The sequence below is a fragment of the Zobellia barbeyronii genome, assembly GCF_018603515.1.
GTDB lineage: Bacteria > Bacteroidota > Bacteroidia > Flavobacteriales > Flavobacteriaceae > Zobellia > Zobellia barbeyronii.
Window position 1 is genome coordinate 395,332 of record NZ_JACATN010000001.1, and the last position, 15,545, is coordinate 410,876.

A 15,545-nucleotide genomic window follows, 5' to 3' on the forward strand; every position below is an offset into this window, starting at 1 on the left:
TAAAAATTTAAAATTATTTATTGTTGATTAGGTAAATGATTAAAATTTGTAGCTAAGACCTAAACTAATGTCCATACCTGTTGTGTATGAAAGCACAGTCTGTTCTGTTTCTATTTCAGTTATCGGGTTACGAACTAACTGTGTTTGCTTAATTTCAGGATTCAGAAGATTTGAACCTGTTAGGCTTATTTTTATGTGCTCACCTATCTCTTTACTGATAAGTGCGTTTAGGACAACAAATCCTTTTTCTACAACTGCATCGTCATAAAAAATATCTCTGTTTGTCTGGTCTGTAGGAACTCCTAAAGAGTAAATTTTATCTGAAGCATAGTTTGCAGAAAGTGATGCTGCAAAAGGATTTTCTGTAGCAGCCTCAAAATTTAGGCTTGTATTAAAAATCCAATCCGATGCACCTTGCAGGTCAGACTCTGTAATTCCCTTGTATTGAAAACTTCTTACCAGTGTACCGTTTTCGTTATATATTTCTTTAAGATCTTGTTGGTGCCACATGCGTGTTACATTAAGAACCATATTTAAATCATATCCAGATTCTGAACCGTCATCATCATTAAGTATTGGCTTTACTAAGTCTAGTTTTGTTTCGGCTTCAAGACCAAAAATTTCAGCTTTCTCACCAGAGTTGAAATAAGAAAATATACCTGCAGAACCTGTTTCTCTTACTCTGTTTATTGGGTCAGAAATATCTTTATAGAAAGCAGCAACAGAAACCAATTGGCCAGCAGAAGGAAAATACTCCCATTTAAGATCTAGGTTAATATCTTTAGAAGCAACCAAATCTGGATTACCACGGCTAATTTGCCCTGTTGGAGACACATAACTAAAAGGGGCTATTTCTTTAAACTCCGGTAATGTTATTGTGCGGCTTACTGCCAAACGTAATGCGTGAAGTTCGTTTACCGTGTACTTAATATTTAAACTAGGATAGAAATTACTGTAGTCTTGATTGCTTTCGCCCGTTCTTGGTGAAAGGTTACCAATATCGTAGGTTACTTTTATCTCATCACTTTGGTACCGGATACCAGCGTCAAAATTCCATTTATCAAGTCCAACATTAAAGGCAAAAAATGCAGCCTTAGAATCCAAAGTACCTAAGTACAAATCTTTTCGCTCTCCATTGGCATTAGACCCCAAAAGGTTAATCTCTAAAAGACCTGCATCAAAATTAGATTGACGGAAAATACTACCTAAGTTATCAATAGAAGGTGGGTTTATGGCGTTGGTACTTTGCTCTTCCACACCAACAAACTCTGAACTAAAATCTCTTTCTTTATTTCTATAAGAAACCCCAAAATTCATCTTAAAGGTTCTGGTCTCCTCATCTATAATTTTTAGCTCATCTTTGATATAACCACTATACTCTATATCCTCAATATTCTGGCTAGATTTACGCTGTTGAAAACCACCGTTTCTACCAAGTTGCACAAAATTACCGTCTGGATCAAAGTTTACCTCGTTACGAATACGGTTAGGTTCATCGGCTTTTAAAAAGTTATAACCACCTGCCCAATGCAGTGTATTCTTTTCTCCAAGTTGGTGTCTACCTATTAATTGGGTAACTAACAACCTTGTTTGTTTGGTGTTCTGGTCTCTTATGAATTGAAACAAGCCTTCAGATGCCGCAGTCTCTTCAAAAATAGTAGCCTCACCATTACGGCCTCCTTCAAAAACATATTCGTCTAATTTATTTACGAAGAATGTGCTTGACTTAATCTTGTTCTTGTCATTGGCCAAGTAGGTAATATCTAGAAGACCTGTGTTTACAATTTTCTTGCGAAATGTGGTTGCATCTGTAATGGTATCATCAATAAAATTTGAACGATATTGTCTAAACAAACCTTCTCTATGTTCAAAAGAACGTGAATGAGATGCACTAAGAAAAACCGAAAGTTTATCGGCAAACTTTTTACCAGCTGCGATAGACATAGAATAATCCATTGGGTTATCCTGTTGAAGTGTATTCCAACCTTGGTTGGTTATCAATTGCTGCGTATTCAGGTTTTGATCATAAAAACCGAAATCCGTATTTTTTGAATTCTGTGAAACCTTAAAGTTATCGTAGACTCCGCTTTTTGCTACATTAGAGTTAACCCCTCCTGAAACACCAACTGAAAGTTCGCTTGAACCAGAAAGCTCTCTAGAAGTAATATTAACCGCTCCGGAAGCTTCATCCGCAGAACCATCTACAGCAAAAGTCTTGCTAATACTTACATTTTGCAGAACACGTGTTGGAAAAAGTCCAAGGTTAATGTTCTTTTTATCAATATCATCAGAAGGAATTGGCAGACCATTTAAAGTCGTAGACAAGTATCTATCTCCCAAGCCTCTAACAAATACATCTCCAGAAGCTTCACTACTAGTAACACCGGAAATTTTAGTAGTAGCAGTAGCAGCATCGGACACCCCAATTTTAGCAAGCTCTACAGCCCCAATACTTTCTTTTATTTCTGTCGCTTTTTTCTGATCAAGCAAAAGTGCTGTTTCAGAATCTTTACGTGCTGTAGTCATTACAACAACCTCATCTAACGAAACACCTTCCGAGGCGCTCATAGGCACATTAACTGTTGTTACTTTTCCTGCTTCAATTATTACATCTGCAATATCTACTGTCTCATATCCTAAATAACTATAGGATACTATATAAGTACCAGGCTCAAGTCCTGAAATTTCATAAAGTCCATCAAAGTCAGAAGTAGTACCAATTGTTGTACCTTTAATAACTACGTTGGCAAATGGAAGGGGATCATCATTAAGTTCTTTATCAGTAAGTGTACCTACTATGCTTCCCGTATCTTGGGCGCTGAGTTGAAAAGAAAAAAGTAATAGTGCAATAGAATATATTAGTCTCATTATCTAGTTTTATAACGCCGCAAATAACGCCACGTGAAGTAAAAGACGAGTTACGTGTATGTTAAACCTTTATTGCAATAAGGTTAGCTTAATGTTACTATATTAAATCAACGTTAAGAGACGTTGGTATGTCGGTATTATATTTACTTTTGACAGAATTAACCATCCTTAAAGACCTATGAAAAAGAAAGACATTAAGATATTACTTGTTGACGATGAGCCAGATATACTAGAAATAGTAGGATACAATCTTACTAACGAGGGCTACCAAGTCTTTACTGCCAAAAACGGAGTAGAAGGCGTTGCCATGGCTAAGAAAAAGCAACCACATTTAATTATCTTGGATGTAATGATGCCAGAAATGGACGGTATTGAAGCCTGCGAAACTATTCGTAGCACAGCCGGTCTTGAAAATTCTATCATTACCTTTCTTACCGCTCGTGGCGAAGATTATTCCCAAGTAGCCGGTTTTGACGCGGGTGCAGATGATTATATTACAAAACCGATTAGACCAAAAGTTTTGGTCAGTAAGGTAAAGGCCTTATTGAGAAGGTTAAAAGAAGAAAACGCCCAACAAGAAGATATTGTACAGGTTGGTAATATCATTATCAATAGAGAAGAGTACAAAATAGTAAACGATGGTAAAGAAATTGTTCTGCCTAGAAAGGAATTTGAACTTTTATCTCTACTAACTTCAAAACCAAGTAAAGTTTTCAAGAGAGAAGTTATTCTTGATAGAGTCTGGGGTAATGAGGTAGTTGTTGGTGGTCGTACCATTGATGTTCACATAAGAAAACTACGTGAAAAAATTGGCGAAGACCATTTTAAAACCGTAAAAGGGGTTGGTTATAAGTTCGTTCTTTAATTAAGTCTCCACATTAATTCAGTTATACATCATTTTTATAGTAATTTTGGGCCTGGAATTGCCCAATAATGATGTATAACTGCTCTTTGGCGAAAATAAAACAAGTTTCTTATGGCTGCTGCTAAGCTTAGAAAGTCATATCGCTTTGCGTTAAGGTCTTCCTTAATGGTTACCGCAGTGTTTATTTCGCTTTTGGCATTATTCCTATATCTCTTTGGAAAATTAGACTGGACGATGATTCTTATATCCGCTCTGTTGCTTTTCCCTATTGCATTTATAGTAATGCAAATACGCATAGAAAGATTCATTTACCGCCGTATAAAGAAAATTTACGATGATGTTGCCATGTTAGAAACATCATCCATTACCACGGGTCCGATTACTACGGACATGAAAACCCTTACCGAAGAAATAGAGAAATTTGCAAAAGATAAACGCGTAGAGATAGATACCCTAAAGATTAGGGAAGAGTACCGAAAAGACTTTCTAGGTAATGTATCTCACGAACTTAAAACACCGCTTTTTACAGTACAAGGCTATATAGAGACGTTATTAGACGGGGCTCTGGAGGACAAAAATGTACGCCGTAAGTACTTACAACGTGCTAGCAAAGGGGTAGATCGCCTTATCTATATTGTTAAGGACCTTGATATGATTACCAAACTAGAAGTTGGAGACCTCAACCTAAAAAGAGAGTCTTTTGACATTATTGAACTTATTCAAAATGTATTTGATCTTCTAGAGATGAAATCGGCAAAAAAGAGAATCATTCTCACTTTTGACATGGAGTACGATAAACCTGTTATGGTATACGCCGATAAGGAAAAGATAGAACAGGTACTGACCAACTTTCTCGTAAATTCCATAAAATATGGACAATCTAACGGTACTACCGAGGTAAGCGTAGAAAACTTGATTAAAAATAAGGTTATAGTAAGGGTAACTGATAATGGCGAAGGTATTCCCAAACAGCATATACCACGATTGTTTGAACGTTTTTATAGAGTAGATAAAAGTGGTAGCCGTAGCGAAGGCGGCTCTGGTCTAGGCCTTGCTATTGTAAAACATATTGTTGAAGCCCATGGAGAAAAGATATATGTTGAAAGTGAAATAGGCGTAGGTTCTGAATTTTCATTTACTTTGGAAAAATCAGAGAGTAAAAAAATCGATTAAAAACTAACTGAAAATTTAATTTTATACCATTGGGAAGCAAAAACAAACTTAAACGGTTTAAAGAAAACGAAACTTTTTCAAATGTCATCCAACCAAATCGGGAAGACGTAAAACAGGGGTTTGAGCAGAAAGGTAAGTGGAAAGACTTTTTTGGCAACGACAACCCTATTGTACTTGAGTTAGGGTGTGGAAAAGGAGAATATACCATAGGTTTAGCCAAGCAAAATCCCAACAAAAATTTTATTGGTATCGATATTAAGGGAGCTCGTCTATGGAGAGGTGCAAAAACCGCCTTAGAAGACAACCTTAAAAACGTAGCTTTTCTAAGAACTCAGATAGAACTGGTAGACGAACTTTTTGATAAAGGCGAGGTTTCTGAAATCTGGATTACCTTTCCTGATCCTCAAATAAAATACCAACGCACCAAGCACCGGATGACTAACGAAAACTTCTTGGCCAAATACAAAGAAATATTACGTCCTGATGGTCTTATGCATCTAAAAACAGATAGCGAGTTCATGCACGGCTATACTTTAGGGCTTTTACAAGGGTTAGGTTTGGAAATAAATTATGCCAACCACGATGTGTATAAAAACGAAGGCAGTCCAAAAGAGGTATTAGAACTTCAGACTTTCTACGAAAAACAGTATCTTGAAAGAGGTAAGGCCATTACCTACATCCAATTCAAGGTAAACTAGTCCATGCAACATCTTTTGATTCTTTTTTTTGCTACTTTCTCGGCTGCTTTCATGGCAACGGTACCTCCGGGGCTTCTAAACATGAACGCCGCAAAGGTTAGTGTAGAAAAAGGCAAGTTAAACGGTATTATTTTTAGCTTAGGAGTGGCTGTTATGGTTATTCTTCAGGCTACAATTGCTGTATACATCTCGAAATTTCTTCATAAAAACCCTGAAGTAGTTGATGTGCTGCTCAAAATTGCAGTCGTTGTTTTTACCTTTTTTATGGTCTATTTTTTTATAGCTGCAGGACGAAATAAAAAGAAGGTAAAAAAGATTGTTAAAGTCAGCAAAAAAAATAGTTTTTTTAAAGGAATACTTCTGGCGGCATTAAACCTTTTGACCATACCCTATTACAGCGGCCTCAATATTATGTGGAACGCCTCTGGTTGGATCAAGTTTGAGGTCTGGGATATTCTAGTTTTTATATTCGCTGCAGGCTCAGGAACTTTTACCGTGCTTTATATGTACACGGTATATTTTAATAAATTAGAGAATAAATCCAATCGGTTTTCTAAGAATAGCAACTATATTCTTAGCGGACTAATGCTAGTATTGCTGACTATAACCGTTTTTAGAATAGCCTATCGCTAATGAATCCTGAGAACAAAAATTTCTTTCAAAAAGTATACGAAGTGGCTAGGCTCATACCTGAAGGCAGAGTAACCTCTTATGGTGCTATAGCCAAATATTTAGGAGCCGCCCGAAGCGCTCGTATGGTAGGCTGGGCAATGAACGGAGCAGGAAGTATGCCAGATGTACCTGCTCACAGAGTAGTTAACAAAATTGGACTACTTACCGGAAAACATCATTTTGATGGTACTAATCTCATGCAGCAATTATTGGAAAATGAAGGGATTACGGTAATAGAAAATCAGATTATCGATTTAGAAAAGCACTTTTGGGATCCTTTTAAAGAACTAGGATAATCCTTTATATTCCAAAAAATATAATTTTCGTCTTCAAAACACTTCTTCCGGATACTATTTTTCTCATATTCATCAACAATACCTATTAAGACATACCATTTTTCAATGTCATCTCTTTACCCTCTCGACGCTATGGCGTATCTTTGTTCTTTAGAATGATTTTATATAATGAAGATTGATAAAAAAGAAGTTTTAAGAGCACTAGAGAATATTACCGTACCTGGCGAAGGACAGAATATGGTAGAAAGTGGTGCCGTAAAGAATATACAGATTTTTGGTGATGAGGTTGAGGTTGATATTACCATCAGCAACCCAAGCTTACAGGCTAGAAAAAAGACCGAGGTCGAAATTCTGAAAATCATACACCGAGAGGTATATGAAAAGGCCAAAATAAAAATCAACATTAAAGTTGATGCTCCTGCAAAGCCAAAAACCAACGAAATAAAAGGAAAACCCCTACCGGGTATCAAGAACATTATTGCCGTTGCTTCAGGTAAAGGTGGTGTTGGAAAATCTACGGTTACTGCAAATTTAGCTGTAACCCTGGCCAAAATGGGCTTTAAAGTCGGGATTTTAGATGCAGATATCTACGGACCTTCTATTCCTATTATGTTTGATGTTCCTATGGAAAAACCATTGGCCATTAACGTTGATGGGAAATCTAAAATGAAACCAGTAGAAAACTATGGTGTAAAGCTATTGTCCATCGGGTTCTTTACCCAACCGGATCAAGCGGTTATCTGGCGTGGCCCTATGGCTGCAAAAGCGCTTAACCAGATGATTTTTGATGCACACTGGGGAGAATTAGATTTTATGTTGCTTGACCTTCCTCCAGGAACTGGAGATATACATTTAAGTATCATGCAAGCTATGCCTATTACTGGTGCTGTAGTGGTTAGTACCCCACAGAATGTTGCTTTGGCAGATGCTAGAAAAGGTGTTGCTATGTTCCAGCAAGAATCCATAAATGTTCCTGTATTGGGAATCGTGGAAAATATGGCTTATTTTACTCCTGATGAGCTTCCAGACAACAAGTATTATATTTTTGGTAAAGAAGGTGCAAAAAATCTTTCTGAAGATTTAAAAGTACCTTTCTTAGGTGAGGTTCCTTTAGTACAAAGTATACGAGAAGCTGGTGATATTGGAAGACCAGCTGCTATGCAAACGGCTACACCAGTAGAATTGGCGTTTGAAGAAATTACAAAAAATGTAGTGCGAGAAGTTGTGGGTAGAAATAAAACTCTTCCTCCTACCGAAGCAATTAAGATAACAACTATGGCGGGTTGTTCTGTCGTTAAGAAAAAATAATATGACATCTGAAGAATTAAAACAGAATGTAGAAAAAGCGTTAGAAGAAATTCGCCCGTTTTTACAGAGTGATGGAGGAGATATTTCTTTGGTTTCCATAGATAACGAGAAGTCCGTAAAGGTGAAGTTAGAAGGAGCATGTGTTGGATGTAGCGTTAATCAAATGACTTTAAAAAGTGGTGTTGAAATGACTATAAAAAAATACGCTCCACAAATTGAAGAGGTGATTAATATTGGTGCATAATACACTGATTTTAATCATGTTCTTATCAATTTTTTAATCCTAATTTTGTCCGAATTTTAATGTAAACCCGATGATCAAAACAGATATATTGATTATTGGAGCTGGCCCAACAGGGCTTTTTGCCGTTTTTGAGGCAGGCCTTCTACAGCTCAAATGTCATCTAATAGACGCGCTACCACAATCTGGTGGGCAATGTTCCGAAATTTATCCTAAAAAACCGATTTACGATATACCGGGTTTCCCTGAGGTATTGGCAGGCGATTTGGTGAATAATCTAATAGAACAAATAAAACCTTTTGAACCTGGATTTACTTTAGGCGAAAGGGCGCAGACCATAGAAAAACTAGAAGACGGTACATTTATAGTAACGACCAACAAAGGAACCAAGCACCATGCTCCTATTGTGGCCATTGCTGGTGGGTTAGGTAGTTTTGAACCCCGTAAACCATTACTTGAAAATCTTAAGAAATACGAAGACAATGGCGTTGCCTATATCATAAAAGACCCTGAGGTCTACCGTGATAAAAGAGTGGTTATAGCTGGTGGTGGTGATTCTGCTTTGGATTGGAGTATATTTTTAGCAGATATAGCTTCACAGGTTACCTTGGTTCACCGTAGAAGTGAATTTAGAGGCGCACTAGACTCCGTAGAGAAAGTACAACACCTTAAGAACGAAGGAAAAATCAACCTAATTACTCCAGGTGAAATTATTGGTCTTCAAGGTAAAGACACACTTGAAGCTGTTTCCATTAGAAAAACAACAAATCCTGATGAGGATGTTATCCTAGAAGTTGATAATTTTGTTCCACTTTTTGGACTTTCTCCCAAATTAGGACCCATTGCAGATTGGGGTCTTGATATTGAGAAAAATGCTATTAAAGTAGACACATTCGATTATCAAACTAACGTACCGGGAATTTACGCTATTGGTGATGTAAACACCTATCCTGGAAAATTAAAGTTGATTCTTTGTGGTTTTCACGAAGCAACGTTAATGTGCCAAAGTGCTTATCAGCGTATTTATCCTGATAAGAGATATGTAATGAAATATACTACCGTAGGCGGTGTAACTGGTTTTGACGGTAGTAAGAAAGAAGCACCAAAGGCAGTTGTAAAGTCTATTGATTAATAGTGACTAAAGGCCAAATCATAATCAAGTATCCTAATGACCGACATTAAAATAAAAATTACCGACCGAGACGGTGTTGCCCATGAGGTAGATGCCCCGACTGATATGAACATGAATCTTATGGAAGTAGTTCGTTCGTACGAATTAGCTCCTGAAGGTACTATTGGTATTTGTGGCGGTATGGCCATGTGCGCTTCTTGCCAGTGCTATGTTACTTCAGATCATAATCTTCCTGAGAAATCAGATGATGAAGACGCCATGCTAGCAGAGGCTTTTAACGTAGAAGACAACAGCCGCTTGGGTTGTCAAATTCATATGACTCCAGATTTAGACGGACTAGAAGTGGTACTGGCTCCTGAGAGTTAGATTCTTGCCTGATATGTAAATAGATTAAAGTACCTACCTTCTTTAGCAATTAGCTCATCGTGGGTACCTTCTTCAGCAATTTTACCATTTTCAATAACCAAAATCTGATTGGCTTTGCGAATAGTACTTAACCTGTGTGCTATTACAAAAGTGGTACGGCCTTCTGTTAAGGCTGCCAAACTCTTTTGAATCAAAGCTTCGCTTTCTGTATCCAGGTTGGATGTAGCCTCATCTAGTATTAGGATTTTAGGATCAGCCAAAACAGCTCGTGCAATAGCAATACGTTGGCGTTGACCACCGGAAAGTTTAACGCCCCGCTCTCCTATTAAAGTATCCAATCCTTCTTCGAACCTATCTGTGAATTCATTTACATAAGCAGCTAGTACTGCTTGTTGCAATTGCTCTTCCGAAGCATTAGGCCGTGGGAACAAAATATTCTCACGTATTGTACCCTCAAAAAGGAAATCGTCCTGTAAAACAACTCCAAGGTGCTGTCTGAAACTATTCAAATTAACTTTTGCCACATCTTTACCGTCTATCGTAATTTTACCTGACTGTGGATTTAAGAAAGTCGCTGCTAAACCAGCTATAGTAGATTTCCCAGAACCAGAACTCCCCACCAAAGCAACAACGTTACCTGATTTCACCTCAAAGTTGATATTATGTAATACCTCCTTATCTTCCTCATAAGCAAAGGAAACATCATCAAAAACAATATCACCTTGAATATCATCTAAAATTATAGTCCGGTTCTCTTCATCAGATTCCGGTATCATATTCATTAGCTCTTCAGTACGATCTAATCCCGCTAAAGCTTCAGTCAATTGACTTCCTATATTACTCATCTGAACAATAGGTGCAACCATCAAACCTAATAAAAAAGTAAAGGTTAAGAATTCACCTATCGTAAGCTCATCCATCATTATTTTATATCCACCAATACCCATGATTCCCGTTGTGGCAATCCCTAGAAGAAAAGTAGATGAACTGGTCATAAAAGCAGTAGCGGTCAAACTCTTTTTCACATTTTGAAAAAGACGATCAACTCCTTTTTCAAATATTTTATTTTCTTGTTCCTCGGCATTGAAGCCTTTAATTACTCGTACACCTCCTAAAGTCTCGGTAAGCCTACCCGTAACCTCAGCATTTATTTTACCACGGTTTCTAAAAATGGGTCTAATGATTTTAAACGCCTTAAGCGCAATTAATGCAAAAATGGCCAGAGGCACTAATGTGAAGATTGTCATTGTCCAACTAATACGCAAAAGCAATATAAGCGATACTACAGCCGTAATAGTACCTCCCACAAGTTGTACCAGACCTGTGCCGATTAGATTACGTACCCCTTCTACATCACTCATTATACGAGACACCAAAGCTCCAGACTTGGCATTATCAAAGAAGCTAATAGGTAACGATAGTACTTTTTTCTGTACTTGAGCCCTAAGTTCAGAAATAAGAAATTGTGCCTGAACACTAAGTATTTTTGTCAATAAAAACGAGGTGACAGATTGTACCAATATAGCGAATGCCACAGCACCTACAAGTAATTTTAAAAAATCTATATCCTTATTTGGTATAATGTCATCCATCAAATATTTGAGGGATAAAGGCGCAACAAAACTTGCTGCTTTACTAATTACTATAAGGAGAAGTCCTATAAAAACCAGATTTCTTCTTGGCCATATAATGGTCTTAAACGCGGTAAGCATACTAACTTTTTTCTCGGCCATGGATGAAGTTTTGAAGATGGCAAAGTTACGGTAAAAACAAGTACTTTGCCTTATGGCGAAGTTGTCTAAATAGATAGCATTTTGGAGAAAGGTTTATTATAGTTTGAGGCAAACAGAAAAAACAAGGCTAGTCACCTTCTTTCGTAATAATCAACGTTGCTTTTGAACCTTCAGAAAGCAGCCATTTGGTAGCATAAATAACTTCACCCTTGTCATCATAGACATTTACCTGAGCGGTATTAGGCGCATAAGCACCAACATTAAGAGCTTCAAAATCAATACGGTTGAATCCTTTTTTCAAATCTACATTTATCCCTTTAAAAGAACTTGTTAAGAGTATATTAGTATCAACCACGTCACCATTTACATAAATTTTTACACGGTCACCATCTACATTTTCGTGATCACGACACATAATACCAACGAACTTCCCGTTGTTTTTAACATCACCCAAGTACATATCAGCAAAGTGTTGTTTGGAACCTTCTTCGGGTTGTCTTGGTCCCACTTTTGGGTCAATTTTCATACCAGCACCCGCTTGTACAAGTTCGCGGTCGTCAATCATTTTTACAGGATTACGCTTGGCAATATCAAAATCTACCTGAGGTTGATCTTCTACTACGGATGGAATGTTTAGAGAAGTACCTTGATTAGGCTCGGCATTATCATCAATCTTATTAGCCGTTTCTATTTTCAACTCTTTCTTTTGAGGAATATCGGTCTGGGCCATCATCCCCGAAAAGGAAAACAGCATTACAGCGAACAACATTACCGAATAGTTTTTGGTCATCGAATAAAAAATCAGGATAAAGATAACAAATACCCTGCCACGTGGACTTAAGGCAATGTTAAAACGATAAATTACCAAAAATCGTATCGGCAATCAGTCTATGACCTTTCTTATTAGGATGAATAGGATCCTTATCATAGCAATCCTTTTGACTTGCAAAAAGAGGTTTCCGAATGTTTATCTCGGCACTTGCATAAGGATGCTGCATCTCTAAAATGATATCCGTAAACTTTTCCAGTACCTCCTTATCATATTTAGGGTAGGGATGTTTATAGCTATACGAAGTGATGTTCTGGTCACCCGAGTGTCTCTCAGCCAATGGTGGTGGAGTTAATAAAATGGTCTTAATATCTCTCTGGCGCATTTTTTCAAGAAATGAATAAACCCCTATTTTAAAGCTTCTAAAAAGTTCCTCTGAAGGTTTTCCGTAAATTCCGTCATTAATTCCGTAGCAAAAAAGCGCCACATCTATTGGGTTTTTATCTAAAATTTCATCTAAGCGTTCAAAAAGATAAGGTCTTGGGCCAGGATGGTCTTCTTCTGAGAGTCCGCTTACGGTTTCACTACTTTTCCCAAAATTGATAAACTTAATATTGAGCTCTGGTTTTTCTTTGTTGAATATCTCTTGAAGCATTTCAACATAGCCACCAGTACCACCAGCAAAAGTGATGCTATCTCCAAAACAACCAACTACTTGATTTTTCTTTAATTCGAATTTAGAGTGGTCAAAACACCCTATTAAACTAGTACCTACTATGGCAAGAGCCGTTCGGTTTATGAATTGTCTTCTCTTCATCATCGTGCAACAATCAATAATTTATATGAAAATATCTAAAACAAGAACTCCAATAAGTCCCATAACACCAACGGTTGTTTCCATTACCGTCCATGTTTTTAAAGTATCCTTTACCGAAAGATTAAAATATTCTTTATAAAGCCAGAATCCACTATCATTAACATGGGACAGCATTAAACTTCCAGAACCAATAGCTAAAACCATTAGTTCCGGGCTAACATCTGTATTAGCAATTAAAGGCAGCACTATACCCGCGGCCGTAAGACCCGCAACCGTTGCAGAACCTACACACACTCTAATGACAGTGGCAATAAGCCAAGCCAATATTAAAGGTGAAACTGTAGAGCCTTTAAGCATATCTCCAATATAGTCACTTACACCGCTATCTATGAGCACTTGTTTTAAAGCGCCTGCCCCTGCTATAATAAGAAGTACCATAGTAATACCTGAAACGGCACTCGCTACGGAGTCCATTACATCTTTCATTTTCTTTCCCCTTGCCAATCCTAATGTATAAATGGCCACTAAAACCGATATTAGCATAGCCATTACAGGATTCCCTAAAATATCCGTTGCTTTTCTAATAACATTTTCTTCAGGAAGCACCAATGCAATTACAGATGCAAGAGCAATAAGAATAACCGGAAGTAAGGCCGTAAGAATACTAGTAGCCGTACTTGGCATTTCATCATCAGTTAAAATTTTTGGGTTCAAAAACTCCTTTAATGGTGTTGCTTCTACATTTTTAATGGAACGCGACAAAAGAGGCCCCGCAACAATGATGGCGGGTATAGCAACAAGAATACCATATAATAATGTTTTTCCAATATCAGCATTAAAAATAACAGCGATACCCGTAGGAGCCGGATGCGGAGGAAGGTAACCATGTGTTACCGAAAGGGATGCCAACATAGGTAAACCTACATAAATTAAAGGAAGCCTAGTAGCTGCGGCAACCGTAAATACCAATGGAATTAAAATAACAAAACCTACCGTATAGAACATAGGTATACCCACAATGAAACCCGTAAGAACTACTGCCCATTGAATATATTTCTTCCCGAATTTTTCAATCATTTGCGTAGTAATACGCTGTGCTGCTCCACTATCTGCTACAAGCTTACCCAGCATTGCTCCAAGACCAAGAATTAGAATCAAATAACCCAAAGTATTACCTATACCCGACTGTATGGACTTTGTAACGGTTTCAAAATCCATTCCTTCCGCAACGCCTACCAATAGGGAGACAATGATAAAAGCGATGAAAGCATTAAGTTTAAAACGAGCTATTAAAATAAAAAGAATAAAAATTCCGGCAATAACAATGGCAAGTGGCATGGGCTAGGTTGGTGTTGAGACTTCTAAGATACTAAAATTGATGATAATTAAAAGTTATGAAGACACCTTCAAAACCCTCAAAAACAAAAACAAGAAAAAAGTTTAAATGACTTCTATACCTGGGCTAGTACTTTAACCAAAGTCGGCTCAAGAAATGACTTCCCAAACATTTTAAATGGTGGGGTTAGTCATATCTCTTGTCGGAAACTTGATTATCGTTTTCATACACGCGTTCCTGCTTTAGCTTTCCGCTCTCGTGATAATATTTCCAAGTGCCTTCTCGTTGACCCTTTATGCGTTGCCCTTCCAATGCCAGCTTTCCACTAGGATAGTATTCCTTGTAGATTCCATCGAGAATATCGTTCTTATATTCCTGCTCGACATATTTGTTACCGTTGGAGTAGTTATAAGTAATATCAACACCCTGTAGATGACCATCAACATAAGGCGTATGTCTAATTTTCATGCCTTTTTCATTGAAGTTCTCTCTTGCTCCAATAGGACCTTTGGCGTTGTAGGTTACTGAAAGCGCCAATTTTCCGTTGTCATGGTATTTCTTTTCCATTACCTTGACACCGTTCTCGAAGACTTCTTCATTTTTTTTAAAACCGTTTTCGAAATATTCAGTGAGGGAATACGATTTGGGTCCGGAATAGACTTTTACAGATATTTTCTGGTCGCCCTTCGTTTTTTCCCAAGTCCCCGTAGGTTCATTGTTTTTATAATTTTCGGTGGTTATGGAAGTTACAGCTCCATTAGAATTCCGTGAGGTTTGCACCCATTTCCCTTCCTTTAAACCCTCGTTGTAGTTTTCCATTTGATAAACTCCGTGCTTATTCCTATATAGCCATTCCCCGTCCGGTTCACCATTTTTATAGGCATAAGTATTCAGTACGCTACCATCTTGGGAATAAGTCTCCCCTTTTCCGTTACCAATGCCTTTAGCAAAAGTTGAGTAATACTCAAGCTTGCCAGAGCTATCATAACCTTCCCATTTGCCATCGGGTTTTCCATCTATAAAGGTAGCCTCGCTATAAGCTCCCGAACTTTCGGAAATCTTAAATGTACCATTGAGCACCTTATCATCTTGGCCATAATAAACGATTTCTTTACCAAATCTAGCCGTGCGTACGTATTCTATGGTGGGCACGCTTTTCTGTGCGATGGACGAAACGGTCACGGTCGTTACCAAAAATAAGGTCAAGATACTTTTAGAGAATTTTTTGATAGTATTTTTCATGGCTTGATTGTTATTGATGTTTTACTAAG

At 37.6% G+C, this 15,545-nt stretch carries 15 protein-coding genes; 9 read left to right on the forward strand and 6 right to left on the reverse strand.

From position 1 onward, the window contains the following. Nucleotides 1-39: 39 nt before the first annotated feature. On the reverse strand, nt 40-2,868 hold the full coding sequence (locus tag HW347_RS01560) for a TonB-dependent receptor (RefSeq protein WP_214610203.1): 2,829 nt from the start codon (nt 2,866-2,868) through the stop codon (nt 40-42). Nucleotides 2,869-3,046: 178 nt separating this feature from the next. Here HW347_RS01560 and HW347_RS01565 point away from each other — a divergent pair, with 178 nt between their 5' ends. The 9 genes from HW347_RS01565 (at nt 3,047) to HW347_RS01605 (ending at nt 9,619) form a co-directional block, all read left to right on the forward strand. Beyond that, complete coding sequence (locus HW347_RS01565) at nt 3,047-3,733, forward strand: response regulator transcription factor (RefSeq protein WP_214610204.1); 687 nt, start codon at nt 3,047-3,049, stop codon at nt 3,731-3,733. Nucleotides 3,734-3,967: 234 nt separating this feature from the next. Further along, the gene (locus tag HW347_RS01570) at nt 3,968-4,906 is read left to right on the forward strand and encodes a sensor histidine kinase (protein WP_394370271.1); all 939 of its coding nucleotides are present in this window, start codon (nt 3,968-3,970) and stop codon (nt 4,904-4,906) included. Nucleotides 4,907-4,935: 29 nt separating this feature from the next. Further along, on the forward strand, nt 4,936-5,604 hold the full coding sequence (trmB, locus tag HW347_RS01575; RefSeq protein ID WP_214610206.1) for a tRNA (guanosine(46)-N7)-methyltransferase TrmB: 669 nt from the start codon (nt 4,936-4,938) through the stop codon (nt 5,602-5,604). A gap of 3 nt (nt 5,605-5,607) precedes the next feature. Beyond that, complete coding sequence (locus HW347_RS01580) at nt 5,608-6,237, forward strand: LysE family transporter (RefSeq protein WP_214610207.1); 630 nt, start codon at nt 5,608-5,610, stop codon at nt 6,235-6,237. After that, nucleotides 6,237-6,572 (forward strand): MGMT family protein, encoded by a 336-nt coding sequence (locus HW347_RS01585; RefSeq protein ID WP_155597978.1) that lies wholly within the window; start codon nt 6,237-6,239, stop codon nt 6,570-6,572. Before HW347_RS01580 ends, HW347_RS01585 begins: the two co-directional genes overlap by 1 nt. Before the next feature lie 168 nt (nt 6,573-6,740). Next, entirely contained in the window at nt 6,741-7,880 is a 1,140-nt protein-coding gene (locus tag HW347_RS01590) for an Mrp/NBP35 family ATP-binding protein (RefSeq protein ID WP_214610208.1), read from the forward strand. A gap of 1 nt (nt 7,881) precedes the next feature. After that, nucleotides 7,882-8,124 carry a NifU family protein gene (locus HW347_RS01595; protein ID WP_214610209.1) on the forward strand — a complete coding sequence of 81 codons (243 nt, stop codon included), beginning with the start codon at nt 7,882-7,884 and terminating at the stop codon, nt 8,122-8,124. A 70-nt stretch (nt 8,125-8,194) separates the two neighbouring features. Further along, nucleotides 8,195-9,253 (forward strand): NAD(P)/FAD-dependent oxidoreductase, encoded by a 1,059-nt coding sequence (locus tag HW347_RS01600; RefSeq protein WP_214610210.1) that lies wholly within the window; start codon nt 8,195-8,197, stop codon nt 9,251-9,253. A 36-nt stretch (nt 9,254-9,289) separates the two neighbouring features. After that, on the forward strand, nt 9,290-9,619 hold the full coding sequence (locus HW347_RS01605) for a 2Fe-2S iron-sulfur cluster-binding protein (protein ID WP_214610211.1): 330 nt from the start codon (nt 9,290-9,292) through the stop codon (nt 9,617-9,619). Here HW347_RS01605 and HW347_RS01610 read toward each other — a convergent pair. From HW347_RS01610 to HW347_RS01630, 5 genes are all read right to left on the reverse strand, one after another. Continuing rightward, nucleotides 9,616-11,352 (reverse strand): ABC transporter ATP-binding protein, encoded by a 1,737-nt coding sequence (locus HW347_RS01610; RefSeq protein WP_214610212.1) that lies wholly within the window; start codon nt 11,350-11,352, stop codon nt 9,616-9,618. The genes HW347_RS01605 and HW347_RS01610 overlap by 4 nt on opposite strands. 127 nt (nt 11,353-11,479) lie before the next feature. Next, the gene (locus HW347_RS01615; protein WP_214610213.1) at nt 11,480-12,142 is read right to left on the reverse strand and encodes a hypothetical protein; all 663 of its coding nucleotides are present in this window, start codon (nt 12,140-12,142) and stop codon (nt 11,480-11,482) included. Nucleotides 12,143-12,200: 58 nt separating this feature from the next. After that, nucleotides 12,201-12,941: a GDSL-type esterase/lipase family protein gene (locus HW347_RS01620; protein ID WP_214610214.1), complete on the reverse strand. Its 741-nt coding sequence runs from the start codon at nt 12,939-12,941 to the stop codon at nt 12,201-12,203. An 18-nt stretch (nt 12,942-12,959) separates the two neighbouring features. Further along, nucleotides 12,960-14,276, reverse strand: a complete 1,317-nt coding sequence (locus HW347_RS01625) for a gluconate:H+ symporter (protein WP_214610215.1) — start codon at nt 14,274-14,276, stop codon at nt 12,960-12,962. Nucleotides 14,277-14,460: 184 nt separating this feature from the next. Beyond that, nucleotides 14,461-15,516 (reverse strand): toxin-antitoxin system YwqK family antitoxin, encoded by a 1,056-nt coding sequence (locus tag HW347_RS01630; protein ID WP_214610216.1) that lies wholly within the window; start codon nt 15,514-15,516, stop codon nt 14,461-14,463. Between the last annotated feature and the right edge of the window lie 29 nt (nt 15,517-15,545).